Genomic DNA, 15,416 nt, shown 5'->3' on the forward strand with positions numbered 1-15,416 from the left:
AAGGAGGTGACCGATCCGGACTCTGACAACTGAACACAACCCCCGGCGCGGGGTGACCGCCGGGCGAGCAACTGAACACAACCCCGGCTTGCCGAGGTTACCGCCGGGCGAGGAGTGGGATCCGGCCGCCGGCCAGGACCGCTTCCACCTGGCGCGGCGACAAGCGGTGCCGCACCGGGATGTCCACGCCCGTGGTGGTGTCGGTGACCGTGATCTCCTCGCCTTCGGGCAGCTGCGCGCGCAACGCCCGCAGCGCGAGGACGTGTCCCTGCTCGACGCGGTCGTAGTCGGCCGGGTCGGTGAACTCCAGCGCGAGGATCCCGAAGTTGGCGAGGTTCTGCCAATGAATGCGGGCGAACGACTTGGCGATCACCGCCACCAAACCGAGGTGGCGTGGCGTGATGGCGGCGTGCTCGCGCGACGACCCCTGCCCGTAGTTGTCCCCGCCGACGACGAAATGCCCGCCGTCGGTCTTGCGGGCCCGCGACGGGTACGTCTCGTCGACGCGGGTGAAGGTGAAGTCGGCCAGCTTCGGGATGTTCGAGCGGAACGGCAGGGCCGCGGCACCGGCGGGGGAGATCTCGTCGGTCGAGATGTTGTCGCCCACCTTCAGCAACACGACGGCCTCGATGTCGTCCGGCAGGGGCGGGAAATCCGGCAGCGACGAAATATTGGGGCCCTTGACCAGCTCCTCCTTCGCGGCCCGCTCCGGCGGCAGCGGCGGCACCAGCATGGCCGTGTTCACGCTCGCCCGCTCGGGCAGCGTCACCGACGGGTAGCCCATGCTCAGCTCCCGCGGATCGGTGATCACGCCGGTCAGCGCGGCCGCCGTCGCGGTCTCCGGCGAGCACAGCCACACCCGGTCCTCCCGCGTCCCGGACCGGCCGGGGAAGTTCCGCGGGAACGTGCGCAGCGAGTTCTGCCCGGCCGCCGGCGCCTGCCCCATCCCGATGCACCCCAGGCACCCGGCCTGGTGCAGCCGCGCGCCCGCGGACACCAGATCCAGCGTCGCGCCCATCTTCGTCAGATCCGCGAGGATCTCCCGTGACGACGGGTTCACGTCGAAGCTCACCGCGTCGTGCGTCTGCCGCCCCCGCACCATCGCCGCCGCCACGGCGAAATCCCGCAGCCCGGGGTTGGCCGACGAGCCGATCACCACCTGCCGCACCTCGGTGCCGGCCACCTCCCGCACGGGCACCACGTCGTCCGGCGACGACGGGCGCGCGATCAGCGGCTCCAAAGTGGACAGATCGATCTCCTCGGACAGGTCGTACACGGCGTCCGGATCGGGCAGGACCTCGACGAAATCCTCCGCCCGGCCCTGCGCCCGCAGAAAATCACGCACCGCGTCGTCGGCGGGGAACACCGTGGTCGTCGCCCCTAGTTCGGCGCCCATGTTCGCGATCACGTGCCGGTCCATCGCCGACAACGACGCCAGCCCCGGCCCGTGGTACTCCACGATCCGGTTCAGCCCGCCCTTGACGCTGTGCCGGCGCAGCATCTCCAGGATCACGTCCTTGGCCGACACCCACTCCGGCAGCGACCCGGTCAGCCGCACGCCCCAGATCTCCGGCATTCGCAGGTACAGCGGCTCCCCGGCGATCGCCAGCGCGACCTCCAGCCTGCCGACCCCGACCGCGAGCATGCCGAGCGACCCGGCGGCGCACGTGTGCGAATCGGACCCGACCATCGTGCGCCCCGGCACCCCGAACCGCGCCATGTGCGTCGGGTGCGAAACCCCGTTGCCCGGCTTGGAATACCACAGCCCGAACCGCCGGCACGCCGAGCGGAGGAACGCGTGGTCCTCGGCGTTCTTCTCGTCCGCCTGCAGCAGGTTGTGGTCGACGTACTGGACGCTCACCTCGGTGCGCGCCCGGTCCAGCCCCAGGGCCTCCAGCTCCTGCATCACCAGCGTGCCGGTGGCGTCCTGGGTGAGGGTCTGGTCGACCCGCAACCCGATCTCGCGACCCGGCACCGGCTCACCGGACACCAGGTGGCTCTCGATCAGCTTGCGCGCGACCGGGAACCCCACGGCTACCTCCGGCTGGCTCGCACGAACTGCTCCCGCGGGTGGTGCTGCTCGCCGGTCGCCACGACCTGCCGCCCGAACGGCAGCGAGATCAGCCAGTCCGCGGCGATCCGCGTCTTGCGGTGCGCGGTCGGCATCGTCATCAGGTGGTAGGCGCGGTGCAGCGCCCACGCCGGCCAGCCACGCAGCTTGACGCCATAGATCTGTGCGACGCCCTGGTACAGGCCCAGGCTCGCGACCGATCCCGCGTAGGAGTGCCGGTAACCGGCCAGCGGCCCGCCGCGCAGCGTCGCGACGATGTTCTTCGCCAGCACCACCGCCTGCCGCGACGCGTGCTGCGCCGAGGGCGCGCACACCGCGCCCGGCTCCTTGCTGGTCACGTCCGGCACCGCGGCCGCGTCGCCGGCCGAGAACACGCCCGGCGTGCCGTCCACCTCCAGCGTCGTGGCGCAGCAGACCCGGCCGCGCGGGTTCAGCGGCAGGTCGGTGTCGGCGAGCATCGGGCTCGGCTTGACGCCCGCGGTCCACACGATCGTGCCGGCGTCGAACTCGGTGTCGTCGCCGAGCACGACGTGGCAGTCCTCGCACGACTTGAGCGTCGTGCCCAGGTGCACCTCGAAGCCGCGCTTGGTCAGCACGTCCAGCGTGTAGCTCGCCAGCGACGAGCTGACCTCCGGCATGATCCGGTCGGCCGCCTCGACCAGCACCCACCGCAGCTCGGACCGGTCCAGGCCGTAGGCGGGCAGCGCGTGCCGGGTCATGTCCTCCAGCTCGGCCATCGCCTCGATGCCCGCGTACCCGCCGCCGACGAACACGAACGTCAGCAGCTTGCGCCGCAGCTCCCGGTCCACCGTGCTGGCCGCGATGTCGAGCCGCGACAGCACGTGGTTGCGCAGGTAGACGGCCTCCTCCAGGGTCTTGAACCCGATGCCGTGCTCGGCCAGACCGGGGATCGGCAGCGTCTTGGACACCGAGCCGGGCGCGACCACGAGGATGTCGTAGCCGAGCCGCTCGACGTGCCCGTCGGCGACCCGCAGCGTGACCGACTTCGAGGTCGTGTCGATGCCGGTCGCCTCCGCGGCCATCACCGTGCAGCCGGGCAGCACCTCGCGCAGCGGCACGACCACGTGCCGCGGCTCGACGGATCCGGCCGCGGCCTCGGCCAGGAACGGCTGGTAGGTCATGTAGGACCGCGGGTCGACCACGGTCAGCTGGGCTTCCTCGGCGGTGAGCCGCTTGCGCAGCTGCCGCGCCGTCGTGGCGCCGACGTAACCACCGCCGATGATCACGATCCGGGCGGGGTCAGCCACGCAGTGCCTCCTCGTCCGTCTCGAACTCCACTTCCTGCTGCTGCTCGGCCACGTCACCGGGGTCCGCCTCGGCCGGGAGCCCGGGCTCCGGGCCGGTCCGCCGCGGGGCGTCCACGTGCTGCCGCTGGGCCAGCGCGTCGGCCACCGGGGCCTCGGGGTCGGGCGGCAGCGGCGACTCCCGCTCCAGCGCTTCGCGGACGGACTCCTCGTCGGGCTCGGTCACGCCAATCCCTCCTCGTGTCAGTGGGTCTTCTCGAGTTCGGCGATCGCCTGCTCGACGCCCGCGACCACGTCGGGGTGGCCCAGGGGCAGCGGCGCGGGGATCCGGTCCTCGGCACCGCCGGTGCTGTGCGCCACCACCCGCACCTCGACGCCGGACTCCGCGAGCGCGTCGATCCGCTCACGGTGGTCGTCCACCCAGTGCCGGTCGGCGATCTCGCCGTCGCCCGGCGGCACGAACTGGTCCGCGGCCGGGTCGACCAGCAGAACCGAGCGCAGCGCGGCGGAGTGCTTCTCGGCCAGGCGCAGGGCGCCGTCGGCGAACGGCCCGCTCGCCACGACGTGCACCGCCTCGCCGGGCGGGTCGGACAGCAGGTCGTCGGCCTGCGTCAGCCCGCCGTCGGAGGGCAGCCGGCACCACACGATCCGCCACCGGTCGGTCTTGTCCCGCCAGGTCGCCGGCAGGCCCTCGTGCTTGGCCAGGCCGGTCGGATCGAGCACCAGCACGGTCGGCCCGTCCGGGGTACCTTCGGTTACGGCGGCCGGGCCCTCGGCACGCACCGGGTCCGGGGAGTAGTTCATCAACCGCTCCTTTCTCCGGTCCCCGGCTACCCCGGGGGCTGCCGCCCTACACGGATCACGTGCGGACAGGGGATGGACATGCGAGACCATTTGCAGGAGGTCGCCGGCTTCAACGTCCCGGTCACGTCGGCCGAGGACACCGAGATGATCGCGGCGCAGCGCCGGCGCGCGGTGCGCGCGGTCGCGTCCGCGGCGGCCGACGCCGAGGACTGCGCGCTGCTGCTGGACGCCCTCGGGCTGAAGCCGGCGGAGGGGATCACGCCGGTTCCGGCGCAACGGCTCGGCTGATCGGGTGTAACGCTGGTCACGGTTGGCGCCGGCTGGGGAACGGCGCGGCCGGGCCGGCGTTGCCACGGGTGGTAGCACCGATCACCGCGGAAGGATCTCCATGGCCCTGGCTGACATCGAGCTGCGCACGCTCGCCGGCGAACCCGCGACCCTGGGCGGCCTGGGCCGCAAGGCTCTGCTCGTCGTGAACGTCGCGTCCAAGTGCGGCCTGACGCCGCAGTACGCCGCGCTGGAGCGGCTGCAGGAACGCTACGGCGACCGGGGGTTCTCCGTAGTCGGTTTCCCGTGCAACCAGTTCGCCGGGCAGGAGCCGGGCAGTGCCGAGGAGATCGCCACGTTCTGCTCGGCGACCTACGGAGTCACGTTCCCGATGTTCGAAAAGATCGAGGTCAACGGCCCCGGCCGGCACCCGGTCTACGCCGAGCTGGTTCAGACGCCGGACGCCGACGGCGAGAGCGGGGACGTGCAGTGGAACTTCGAGAAGTTCCTCGTCGACCCGGACGGCAAGGTGGTGGCCCGGTTCCGGCCGCGGACCGACCCGGAGGCCCCGGAGGTCGTCGAGGCGATCGAAGCTGCCCTCCCGGCCGCCTGAAGCAGTCAAAGATTTGATGAAAGTGGCGCGGTAGTTCAGTGACCCGCGCCACGCCGATCAAGGGGCCGGTTCCTAGAAGCGGCGCTTGGCGTCGAGCGCCGCGGAACTGGTCGTCAGCTTCTCCAGCAGTCCGATCAGGATGGTCTGCTCGGGCTTGGTCAGCGCGTTGGCCCACGCCTGCTCGCGTGCGTTGTGGGCCTCGTACGCGCTGGTGATGGCCTGGTGGCCGGCCTCGGTGAGGTTCAGCAGCACCGCGCGCCGGTCGTGCTCGGCCTGCTTGCGCGACACCAGCCCGTCCCGCTCCAGCGTGTTGACCAGGGCGGACACCGCCGCCCGGCTCATCCCGGACAGCCGCGCGACCCGCTTGGCCTCCATCGGGCCGGCCAACCACAGCACGAACAGGACCCGGAACCCGCCCCAGCTCCACCCGCGCGGCCGGTGCACCGTGGACTCCCAGTCGTAGACGAGTGCGCTGGTCAGGCGGTGCAGCGTGAGCCCGAGGCGCATCGCGGTGGCGTCGACCGCGGGCAGTTCGGCGGTCGTCTTCGCGATCGCGTAGTCCACGAACGTCAGGTAGTCCAGCTCGTCGGGGGCAGCCGGTTCTGCGGTCATGCGCCCCAGGCTAGGCCCCCGCGCGCCGTTCGACCGAACAACGTCCTCTTTCCGACGTAGTCTTCCCTTGCGGGGTGACCCGGGTTACCCTGACTGCCGTCGAATAGTCAAAGGTTTGATCAAAGGAGGTGCGGGGTGGCTCAGAAGACGTTCGCCTCGTCCGGCGACCTGACGGAGAAGGCGCAGACCCTGGAGGTGCTCGACGACGGCGTCTACGCGCTCACCGCGGAGGGCGACCCGAACGTCGGCGCCATCGAGGGCGAGGACTTCCTCGTCTGCTTCGAGGCGCTGGCCACGCCGGTCGCGGCCCGGGAGTGGCTCGCCAAGCTGCGGGAACACACCGACAAGCCGGTCCGGTACCTCGTGCTGTCCCACTACCACGCCGTGCGCGTGCTCGGCGCGTCCGCGTTCGACGCCGAGGTCATCGTCGCGCACGAGAACACCCGCGCCCTGGTCGCCGAACGCGGCAAGGAGGACTGGGAGAGCGAGTTCGGCCGCATGCCGCGGCTGGCCAAGGGCGCGGACTCGGTGCCCGGGCTGACCTGGCCCACCCTGACCTTCTCCGACCGGCTCACCATCGACCTCGGCGGCGACCGCGGCGACCTGGTGCTGCAGTACTGCGGCCGGGGGCACACCGAGGGCGACATCGTGGCGTGGCTGCCCCGGCAGAAGATCCTGTTCGCCGGCGACCTGGTCGAGGCCGAGGCCGCGCTCTACACCGGCGACGCCTTCCACCGCGACTGGGCCGCGGGAACGCTGGACCGGGTCAAGTCCTTCGGCGCGGAGGCGCTGGTCGGTGGCCGCGGTGCGGTCAGCCGCGGCCGGGACGCCGTCGACGCGGCGATCGAGCAGACCCGCGGCTTCCTGGACGTGATGATCCGCGAGGTCGGCGCGGTGCAGCGGGCCGGTGGCACGCTCAAGGAGGCGTTCGAGCGCACCCACGCCGCGCTCGCCCCGAAGTACGGCCACTGGCCGATCTTCGAGCACTGCCTGCCCTTCGACGTCTCCCGCCTGTGGGACGAGCTGTCCGGCATCGAGCGCCCGGTCATCTGGACGGCGCAGCGGGACCGCGAGGTCTGGGACCAGCTGCAGGGCTGAGCGATGACCACGACGACAGACCCCGCTTCCAGAGATCACCGGGTGGCGGTCATCGGCAACGGCCCGGTCGGGCAGACCACCGCGCTGCTGCTGGCCCGGTGGGGCGTGCCGGTGGTGCTGCTGGACGGGCGGGCCGAGCGCGACCTGGTCGGCTCCAAGGCGATCTGCCAGCAGCGCGATGTGCTCGACGTGTGGGAGGCGGTGGGCGCCGGGCGGCGGATCGCCGCCGAGGGCGTCACCTGGACCACCGCGCGCACCTTCCACCGGGACCGCGAGCTGTTCGCCTACACGATGGCCGATCCGGGCCGCTCGGCGTTTCCCCCGTTCGTCAACATCTCCCAGGCGCGCACCGAGGACATCCTGGACGAGCGGATCGCCGCCGAGCCCCTGATCGACGTGCGCTGGGGCCACCGGGTCACCGGCATCGCCCAGGACGTCGACGGCGTCACGCTCGCCGTCGAGGGGCAGGCGGACCTGCGCGCCGACTACGCCGTGGCGTGCGCCGGGGCCCGCGGCGAGGACATCCGGCGGATGCTCGGCGTCGGCTTCGGCGGGCACTCCTTCGACGACCGGTTCCTCATCTGCGACATCCGGGCCGACCTGCCCGGCTGGGCGCAGGAGCGGCGGTTCTACTTCGACCCGGAGTGGAACCCGGGCCGGCAGGTGCTGATCCACCCGTGCCCGGGCTCGACGTTCCGCATCGACTGGCAGGTCCCCGGCGACTACGACCTGGCCGCCGAAGAGGCCAGTGGCGCGCTCGACGCCCGCATCCGCGCGATCATCGGCGATCAGCCCTACGAGATCGTGTGGAAGTCGGTGTACCGCTTCCACTCGCGGGTGGCCGACCGGATGCGCGTGGGCCGCGTCCTGCTCGCCGGGGACTGCGCGCACCTGGTGTCGCCGTTCGGCGCACGCGGCCTCAACTCCGGGGTCGGCGACGCCGAGAACGCCGCGTGGAAGCTCGCCTTCGTGCTGCACGGCTGGGCGGGCGAGGAGCTGCTGGAGTCCTACCACGACGAACGGCACGCCGCGGCGCTGGAGAACATCGCGGTCACCACGGCCACGATGGACTTCCTGGTGCCGCAGACCGCCGAGCAGCACCGGCGGCGGCGCGAGGTGCTGGAGGCCGCGGCCACCGACCCGGCGATGCGGGCACAGGTCGACTCCGGCCGGCTGGCCGAACCGTTCTGGTACGTGGAGTCGCCGCTGACCACGCCCGCGGAGTCGCGCCCGTTCGCCGGGCGTCCGCCGCGCGGGGAGGTCCCGCCGGCGGGGCCGGGGATCCTGGTGCCGGACGTGCCGGTGTCGGTGACCGGTTCCTCCTGCGGCCGGTTCCGCGAGCTGGCCCGCGACGGCGTCCTGCTGCTGACCACCGACGGGGTGGACCTGGAACCGTCCGTGGACACCGCGGCCCCGGTGCGGTTGCTGCGGCTGTCCGAGATCGACGTGACCGGGGTGCTCGGCGAAGCGCTGGCCGCCCGGCCCGGCGAGATCTGGGTGATCCGGCCGGACGCCCACGTGGCGGCCGTCCTCACCGATCCGGCGCAGGTGCCGACGGCGGTGAACCGCGCCCTCGCGCGGCCGGCCGCCGACCGTATCCTGCCGGGTACCGGGACCTGAGAAGGAGGACCAGTGGGCAGGATCGCCGTCACCGGGGCCACCGGGCAGCTGGGTTCGCGGGTCGCCGCGCTGCTCGCCGAGCGGGGTGTCGCGCAGCGGCTGTGCGTGCGGAACCCGGCGCGGGCGCCCGAGATCGAGGGCGCCGAGGTGGTCGCGGCGGACTACGCGGACGCCGCCGGGTTCCGCGCCGCGCTGGACGGGGTGTCCACGCTGTTCCTGGTCTCCGGCCACGAGGGTCCCGAGCGGATGGACCTCCACCGCAACGCGGTCCGCGCCGCCGCCGAGGCCGGGGTCGACCGCGTGGTCTACACCTCGTTCCTCGGCGCGGCCCCGCTGGCGACGTTCACCTTCGCCCGCGAGCACGCCGAAACCGAGCGGCTGATCCGGGAGTCCGGGCTGCGGCTGACGGCCCTGCGCAACACCCTCTACGCGGACGTCGCGCCGCACTTCGTCGGCTCCGACGGGGTGCTGCGCGGCCCGGCCGCCGACGGCCGCCTGGCCTGGGTGGCGCGTCAGGACGTGGCGCGGCTGGCCGTGGAGTGCCTGCTCGACGACGGGCACGCGAACCAGGTCTACGACGTGACCGGCCCGGAGGCGATCGACCTGCACGAGACCGCGGCGGTGCTGAGCGAGGTCACCGGGCGGGAGATCACCTACCACGCCGAGACCCTGGACGAGGCGCGCGCGTCGCGGGCGGGCGCGCGGGACTGGGAGATCGACGGCTGGGTCGGCTCCTACGCGGCGATCGCGACCGGCGAGGTCGCGGTCACCAGCCACACCGTCGAGCACGTCACCGGACGCCGGCCGTGGACGTTCGCCGAGTTCCTCGCCGCGGAGCCGCGAGCCTGGGCGCATCTTCACGCCCCCGGACGGGGGTGACTATCATCGAGATCCGAGAAGATCACCCCGAGAGGCACCACGCATGGCGTCGGACAGGCCGGCATCCCCCTCGGTCGACCGCACGCTGACCGTGCTGGAGACCCTCGTCGAGGCCGGTGAGGGCCTCACCCTCACCGCGCTGGCGCGGGCGACCGAGATCCCGCTCGCCACCTGCGCCTCGATCGTCTACACCCTGGAAAGCCGCGGGTACGCCCGCCGCCGGGTCGTCGGCCGCAGCCACTTCTGGCGCGCCACCACCCGCCTCTACGAGATCGCCGCGCCGCTGGCCGGCGAAGCGCTGCCGGCCCGGTCCCGATGATCGTCGCCGTCCAGCTGGCCGCGCTGGTGGCCGTCGTCCTCGTCGTCACCGGCATCGCGCAGCGCCTCAACTGGTCGCCGCCGCTGTGCCTGGTGCTGATCGGCGTCCTCGCCTCGTTCGTCCCCGGCGTGCCGGACTACCGGCTCGACCCCGAGGTCGTCCTGGTCGGCCTGCTGCCGCCACTGCTCTACGCGACCGCGCTGCGCACCCCGCTGTACGACTTCCGCGCCAACCGCGTGCCGATCGCGGCGCTGTCCGTCGGTCTCGTCGTGTTCACCACGCTCGTGGTCGGCTGGGTCGTGTGGCTCATCGTGCCCGGCATCCCGCTGGCCGCCGGGTTCGCGCTCGGCGCGGTCGTCGCGCCGCCGGACGCGGTCGCCGCCACCGCCGTGGCGCGCCGGGTCGGCATGCCGCGGCGCATCGTGCGGATCCTGGAGGGCGAGAGCCTGCTCAACGACGCGGCCGCGCTCGTCGGGCTGCGCACCGCCATCGCCGCGATCGCCGGTGCGGTCAGCGTCTGGGAGGTCGGCGGCGACTTCCTGCTCGCCGCGGGCGGGGGAGTCGTGGTGGGCGCGGTGATCGGCTGGGCCGCGAGCCTGCTGCGCCGCCGCCTCACCGACCCGGTGATGGACACCGCGTGGTCGTTCGTCATCCCGTTCCTGGCCTACCTGCCCGCCGAGGCCATCCACGGTTCCGGCGTGGTCGCGGTCGTCGTGGCCGGGCTGATCGTCGGGCACCAGACGCCGAAGCTGCTGTCCGGGCCGTCGCGGCTGGCCAGCAGGCTGAACTGGCGCACCGTCCAGTTCCTGCTGGAGAACGTGGTCTTCCTGCTGATCGGGCTGCAGGTGCGGCGCATCGTCGAGGAGGTCGGCGACTCCCGGCTGTCGGCCTGGTCGCTCGCGCTGATCTGCGCCGGCGTGCTCGTGGCCACGATCCTGGCTCGGATCGTGTGGGTGTTCGCCTACGGGTTCGTGGCCCGGATGCGGCCGGGGGAGCGGACCCCGTGGTCGTACTTCACGGTGATTTCGTGGGCGGGCATGCGTGGCGTGGTCACCCTCGCCGCCGCGTTCGTGCTCCCGGACGACACTCCGCAGCGGGCGGTGCTGGTGCTGGCGGCGTTCGTCGTGGTGGCCGGCACGCTGCTGCTGCACGGCATGACCCTGCCCGGCCTGGTGCGCCGCCTGAGCCTGCCGCCGCCCAACCCGGCGGAGGACGCGTTGCAGGAAGCCGCGCTGCTGCACGACATGACGTCCGCGGGCCTGGCGCGGCTGGAGGAGATCCGCCGGCCGCAGGACCCGCCGGAGGTCATCGACCGCCTGCGGGACAAGCAGTCCTACCGGTCGGATTCGGCGTGGGAGAACCTCGGACGGCTGAGTGCGGTGGAGGAGACCCCCAGCGACGCGTACCGTCGGCTGCGCGCCGAGATGCTGACGGCGGAGCGGGAGGTCCTGCTCACCGCGCGGGACCAGGGCACCGCCGACGACGAGGTGCTCCGGCGGGTGATGGACGGGCTGGACATCGAGGAGTCGCTGCTGGAGCGACCCGAGGAGGAGCCGGGCATGGAACGTGAACTGGAGACCCCCGCGGCCACCGCGGGCACCTGCGACCACCTGGAGAAGGCGGGCGCGCCGGAGACCGACGCGCAAGGCTGCGTGGACTGCCTGCGCGAGGGCTCGTCGTGGGTGCACCTGCGGCTGTGCCTGGAGTGCGGGCACGTGGGCTGCTGCGACTCCTCGCCGCGCAAGCACGCCACCCAGCACTTCCACGACACCCGCCACCCGGTGATCCGCAGCTACGAGCCCGGCGAGAACTGGCGCTGGTGCTTCGTGGACGGGATCGTCGGCTGAGCGGGGGCGCTCGGTGCGCCCCCGCCCGCCCGGTAGCCGCGACGGGTCAGAACATCCCGTTCGGGATCTGATCGGCCTCCGGCACGGGCTGCACGACGTCCCAGTGCTCGGCGATCTTCCCGTCCTCCAGGCGCCAGATGTCCACGACGGCGACACCGCGCTCGTCGCCCTCCGGTGTCATGCTGTAGTGCATCACCACGAGGTCGTCCTCGGCGACGACCCGTTTGAGATCGAGGTGCGCGCCGGCGACCGGGGCGGCGGCGATGAACTCGATGAACGCGTCCCGCCCGCTGGGGTTGCCGGGGCTGTGCTCGATGAAGTTCTCGTGCAGAAGGGTGCGCAGCACTTCGGTGTTACCCGAGGCGAATTCGCGGAATCCCTCGACAACCAGTTGCTTGTTGGTCTTGTCCATCCACCGACCGTGGCGCACGCCGGCCGCGCGCGTCGATTACCCGCCGGGTAATGGACGCGCGCGGTGACGCGCCGTCAGAACGGGTAGCCGGCGACGTCGCCGCGCATCGTGACCCAGCGGGTCTCGGTGAACGCCTCGATGTTCGCGGCCGGGCCGCCGAAGCGCGAGCCGGTGCCGGAGTCGAACACGCCGCCGAACGGGGCCAGCGCCTCGTCGTTGACCGTCTGGTCGTTGATGTGCGCGATGCCGGTCGGGATCCGGTCGGCCAGCGCCAGGCCCTTCGCCACGTCCGCGGTGATGATGCCCAGCGACAGCCCGTACTCGCTCTCCGACGCGAGCTTCGCCGCTTCGTCCAGGGTGGCGAACTTCGCCACCGGCGCGACCGGGCCGAACACCTCCTGGTCGTAGGCCGGCACCGACGGGCCCGCGCCGGCCAGCACGGTGGCGCGGTAGAAGAGGTTTTCGTAGGTGCCGCCCGCCGCGACCTTCGCCCCGGCGTCCACACTGGACGTCACCAGGCCGTGGATCTTGTCGCGCTGCCGCTCGTCGATGATCGGGCCGAGCGCGACCTGGTCGGTGAACGGGTTGCCGACCGGCAGGTGGTTCGCCTTCTCCGCGAGGCGGTCCACGTACTCGTCGTAGAGCGAGGCGTGCACCAGGTGCCGCCCGGTGGTCATGCAGATCTGGCCCTGGTGGAAGAACGAGCCCCACGCGGCGGCGCTCATCGCTTGCTCCAGGTCGGCGTCGTCGAGCACGATCAGCGCCGAGTTGCCGCCCAGCTCCAGGTGGGCGCGCTTGAGGTGGCGGCCGGCGGACTCGCCGACCGCGCGGCCGGCGGCGGTCGACCCGGTGAACGAGATGACGCGCACGTGCTCGTCCTCGACCAGCGCGGCGCCCACGTCTGGGCCGCCCGGCAGCACGTGCAGCACCCCGGCCGGCAGCCCGGCCTCCTCGAAGACGCGGGCCAGCGCCACGCCACCGCAGACCGCGGTGCGCGGGTCCGGCTTGAGCACGACGCTGTTGCCCAGCGCCAGCGCCGGCGCGACCGAGCGGATCGACAGGATCAGTGGCGCGTTGAACGGGGCGATCACGCCGACGACACCGGCCGGGACGCGGCGGGCCATGCTCAGGCGCGGCGCCTCGCTCGGCAGGACCTCGCCGGTCGGGTGGCTCGGCAGCGCGGCGGCCTCGTAGCACTCCTGCGCGGCGACGTGCAGTTCGAAGTCGGCCTTGCCGGGGATGCTGCCCGACTCGCGGATCAGCCAGTCCTTCAGCTCGGCGGCGTGCTGCTGCCACAGGTCGCCGGCGCGGCGCAGGACCGCGGCGCGTTCCTGGAACGAGGTCGCCGCCCACGCGCGCTGCGCTTCGGCCGCCTTGGCCGCGGAGGCCGCGAGGTCCTGGGGCGAGGCGATGCCGACGCGTCCCAGCTCGTCGCCGGTCGCGGGCTCGACGACCGCCGCGTCGCCGCCCGCAGCGCGCTCCCAGCTGCCGGTGAAGACGCGTCCGGTCCACTTCTCGTCGTCGAGAAAGCTCACTGTCACTCCTGATGCGCGAGGTTTTCCGCCATCCTCCCGAGCTGCCCGGGACGCACCAGTGGGTCTTTCACTGAGTGGAAGGCGGGAAAACTGTCGGTGGTGCCTGCGATGATCGCGCTCGTGGACGAGACGAAGATCAAGCGGACGCTCGCGTCGCACGGCCCGGTGCGGCGGCGGCCCAGGGCGGTGCTCGAACGATGGCTGGCGCGGGTGGGGGAGGACGTGTCGCCCGCCGAGCCGGTGGCGTCCCTGGAGGCCCGGATCGCCGCGCTGCTGGGCACACCGGCGGCGCTGTTCTTCCCGAGCGGGACGATGGCGCAGCAGGTCGCGTTGCGGGTGCACGCGGAGCGGTCCGGGCGGTGGACGTTCGCCGCGCACCCGTACACGCACCTGGACAACTGGGAGGACCAGGGCTACGCGGCGGTGCACGGGCTGCGGTTCCGGCCGGTGGGGGACCGCAACGAGCTGATGCGGCTGGCGGACCTGGAGGCAGTGGGGGAGCCGCTGGCCGCGGTGGTGTGGGAGTTGCCGCAGCGGGACCTGGGTGGGGTGCTGCCGTCGTGGGACGACCTGGTCGCGCAGGTCGGTTTCGCGCGCTCGCGCGGTGCGGCGGCGCATGTGGACGGTGCGCGGTTGTGGGAGTCGCAACCGTTCTACGGCAAGGATTTCGCGGAGATCGCCGGACTCTTCGACAGCGTGTACGTGTCGCTCTACAAAGGACTGCAAGGCGTGCGGGGCGCGGTGCTGGCCGCGGACCAGACGCTGATCGCGGAGGCCGCGGTCTGGCGCCGTCGCCTGGGCGGGGCGATCCCGGACGCGTGGCCGCTGGCGGTCGCGGCCCTGGAGGGGCTGGAGTCGCTGCTGCCCCGGATGCCTGAGTTCCACGCCCACGCGCGGGCCCTGGCGACGGCGATCAACCGGGACGGCGTGGCGTACGCGTATCCGGACCCGCCGCAGGCCGGGATGTTCCACGTCCACCTGCCCGCACCGAAGGCCGCGGTGGAGCGTGCGGCCGCGGACTTGGTGGCGGACAAGGGAGTGCAACTGTTCCTGAGGGTGCGCTCGTCCCCGGACCCGCGGCGGTGCTCGTTCGAGGTGAGCGTGGGCGAGAACGGAATGGACTTCGCGGCGGAGGAGGTGGTCACTCTGCTGCACGAGCTCCTCGAACGAGCGGTCTGACTCCGGTCCGCTCACCGGGGCGCCTTCTGGTCACGTGCCCGTCAAGCGCCGGGGCGCGGGAGGCAGCGGACGAACCGCTCCGCCACGTCGAACTCACCCGCGGTCACCTCGGCGTCGTCCGCCGGGTGCCGGCGGATCGAGAGCTCGCCGGAATCGCTCACCGCCGTGGACGTGTCGTCCCCCAGCTCCGCGCGAGTGGCAGGCCGGTGGTGCCCGTCAAGCGCCGGGGCGCGGGAAGCAGCGGACGAACCGCTCCGCCGCGCCGAACTCACCCGCGACCACGTCGGCCTCGGTGAGCGGCTGGCCGAGGAACACCAGCGACCGGAGCCGGGTGGCGTCGGTCCGCAGGACCACGTCCGCGTCCTCCGCGGGGGCTCGGCGGATCGAGAACTCACCGGAATCGATCGTCGCCGTGAAGGTGTCGTCGCCAAGCTGCAGCTCCACGCGTGCGGACAATCCCTCCGCCAGGGCCGGGGAGAACGTCGTCCGCAGCGCCAGCACCAGTGCGTCCACGCTCAGCTCCCCGGCCGGCGGCACCGGTCGCCGGCTGCCCCATCGCGCCAGCGCCATCACCACCGCCTCCAGTTCGGCACCGTGCTCGGTCAGCTCGTACACGCTGGTGCTCGCCGGCGGTCCGAGCCGTCGCCGCCGCACGACGCCCGCGCCCTCCAGCTCCCGCAACCGCTGCGACAGCACGTTCTGGCTCATCCCCGGCAGCGACCGGCTCAGGTCCCGGAACCGCTTCGGCCCCAGCAGCACCTCGCGCACCACGAGCAGCGCCCACCGCTCACCCACCGCGTCCAGGGCCCGGGCCACCCCGCACGGGTCGTCGTAACTCCGCACGAGAAAAGAGTAGCTGCCGCTTGCACTATGACACCAGTCACTCCTAAATTAG

16 protein-coding genes are annotated in these 15,416 nt (G+C 72.6%); 8 read left to right on the top strand and 8 right to left on the bottom strand.

The window, feature by feature from the left end:
• Positions 1–97 precede the first annotated feature (97 nt).
• From IE290_RS34515 to IE290_RS34530, 4 genes are read right to left on the bottom strand one after another with little or no spacing between them, the layout of a single operon-like run.
• Positions 98–2,032: an aconitate hydratase gene (locus tag IE290_RS34515; RefSeq protein ID WP_191248928.1), complete on the bottom strand. Its 1,935-nt coding sequence runs from the start codon at positions 2,030–2,032 to the stop codon at positions 98–100.
• A gap of 2 nt (positions 2,033–2,034) precedes the next feature.
• Positions 2,035–3,339: an NAD(P)/FAD-dependent oxidoreductase gene (locus IE290_RS34520; RefSeq protein ID WP_191248929.1), complete on the bottom strand. Its 1,305-nt coding sequence runs from the start codon at positions 3,337–3,339 to the stop codon at positions 2,035–2,037.
• Complete coding sequence (locus IE290_RS34525; RefSeq protein ID WP_191248930.1) at positions 3,332–3,562, bottom strand: hypothetical protein; 231 nt, start codon at positions 3,560–3,562, stop codon at positions 3,332–3,334. The genes IE290_RS34520 and IE290_RS34525 overlap by 8 nt, the downstream gene beginning before the upstream one ends.
• A gap of 17 nt (positions 3,563–3,579) precedes the next feature.
• Positions 3,580–4,140 (bottom strand): hypothetical protein, encoded by a 561-nt coding sequence (locus IE290_RS34530; RefSeq protein ID WP_191248931.1) that lies wholly within the window; start codon positions 4,138–4,140, stop codon positions 3,580–3,582.
• Between the two features lie 72 nt (positions 4,141–4,212).
• Here IE290_RS34530 and IE290_RS34535 point away from each other — a divergent pair, with 72 nt between their 5' ends.
• Both IE290_RS34535 and IE290_RS34540 read left to right on the top strand, forming a co-directional pair.
• Positions 4,213–4,428, top strand: a complete 216-nt coding sequence (locus tag IE290_RS34535; RefSeq protein ID WP_191248932.1) for a hypothetical protein — start codon at positions 4,213–4,215, stop codon at positions 4,426–4,428.
• A 100-nt stretch (positions 4,429–4,528) separates the two neighbouring features.
• Positions 4,529–5,020 carry a glutathione peroxidase gene (locus IE290_RS34540; protein ID WP_191248933.1) on the top strand — a complete coding sequence of 164 codons (492 nt, stop codon included), beginning with the start codon at positions 4,529–4,531 and terminating at the stop codon, positions 5,018–5,020.
• 72 nt (positions 5,021–5,092) lie between these two features.
• On the opposite strand, the gene IE290_RS34545 is transcribed toward IE290_RS34540, so the two are convergent.
• Positions 5,093–5,632: a MarR family winged helix-turn-helix transcriptional regulator gene (locus tag IE290_RS34545; RefSeq protein WP_191248934.1), complete on the bottom strand. Its 540-nt coding sequence runs from the start codon at positions 5,630–5,632 to the stop codon at positions 5,093–5,095.
• A 135-nt stretch (positions 5,633–5,767) separates the two neighbouring features.
• Between IE290_RS34545 and IE290_RS34550 the strand changes: the two genes are divergently transcribed.
• From IE290_RS34550 to IE290_RS34570, 5 genes are read left to right on the top strand one after another with little or no spacing between them, the layout of a single operon-like run.
• Positions 5,768–6,730, top strand: a complete 963-nt coding sequence (locus IE290_RS34550; protein WP_191248935.1) for an MBL fold metallo-hydrolase — start codon at positions 5,768–5,770, stop codon at positions 6,728–6,730.
• A 3-nt stretch (positions 6,731–6,733) separates the two neighbouring features.
• Positions 6,734–8,350 (top strand): FAD-dependent monooxygenase, encoded by a 1,617-nt coding sequence (locus IE290_RS34555; RefSeq protein ID WP_191248936.1) that lies wholly within the window; start codon positions 6,734–6,736, stop codon positions 8,348–8,350.
• Between the two features lie 12 nt (positions 8,351–8,362).
• A complete protein-coding gene (locus IE290_RS34560) occupies positions 8,363–9,229 on the top strand; it encodes an SDR family oxidoreductase (RefSeq protein ID WP_191248937.1) in 867 nt (288 codons plus the stop codon).
• Positions 9,230–9,272: 43 nt separating this feature from the next.
• Entirely contained in the window at positions 9,273–9,548 is a 276-nt protein-coding gene (locus IE290_RS34565) for a helix-turn-helix domain-containing protein (RefSeq protein WP_191248938.1), read from the top strand.
• Complete coding sequence (locus tag IE290_RS34570; protein WP_191248939.1) at positions 9,545–11,395, top strand: Na+/H+ antiporter; 1,851 nt, start codon at positions 9,545–9,547, stop codon at positions 11,393–11,395. Before IE290_RS34565 ends, IE290_RS34570 begins: the two co-directional genes overlap by 4 nt.
• A gap of 46 nt (positions 11,396–11,441) precedes the next feature.
• Here IE290_RS34570 and IE290_RS34575 read toward each other — a convergent pair whose 3' ends face one another.
• Together IE290_RS34575 and IE290_RS34580 are read right to left on the bottom strand one after the other, a co-directional pair.
• On the bottom strand, positions 11,442–11,807 hold the full coding sequence (locus tag IE290_RS34575; protein ID WP_191248940.1) for a nuclear transport factor 2 family protein: 366 nt from the start codon (positions 11,805–11,807) through the stop codon (positions 11,442–11,444).
• Between the two features lie 74 nt (positions 11,808–11,881).
• On the bottom strand, positions 11,882–13,342 hold the full coding sequence (locus IE290_RS34580; protein WP_191248941.1) for a benzaldehyde dehydrogenase: 1,461 nt from the start codon (positions 13,340–13,342) through the stop codon (positions 11,882–11,884).
• Between the two features lie 108 nt (positions 13,343–13,450).
• Between IE290_RS34580 and IE290_RS34585 the strand changes: the two genes are divergently transcribed.
• On the top strand, positions 13,451–14,521 hold the full coding sequence (locus IE290_RS34585; protein WP_191248942.1) for a threonine aldolase family protein: 1,071 nt from the start codon (positions 13,451–13,453) through the stop codon (positions 14,519–14,521).
• A gap of 216 nt (positions 14,522–14,737) precedes the next feature.
• Here the strand turns inward: IE290_RS34585 and IE290_RS34590 are convergent, their stop codons facing one another.
• Positions 14,738–15,364: a winged helix-turn-helix transcriptional regulator gene (locus IE290_RS34590; protein WP_229874883.1), complete on the bottom strand. Its 627-nt coding sequence runs from the start codon at positions 15,362–15,364 to the stop codon at positions 14,738–14,740.
• Between the last annotated feature and the right edge of the window lie 52 nt (positions 15,365–15,416).

Source organism: Amycolatopsis deserti (assembly GCF_014653945.1).
Lineage (GTDB): Bacteria > Actinomycetota > Actinomycetes > Mycobacteriales > Pseudonocardiaceae > Amycolatopsis_E > Amycolatopsis_E deserti.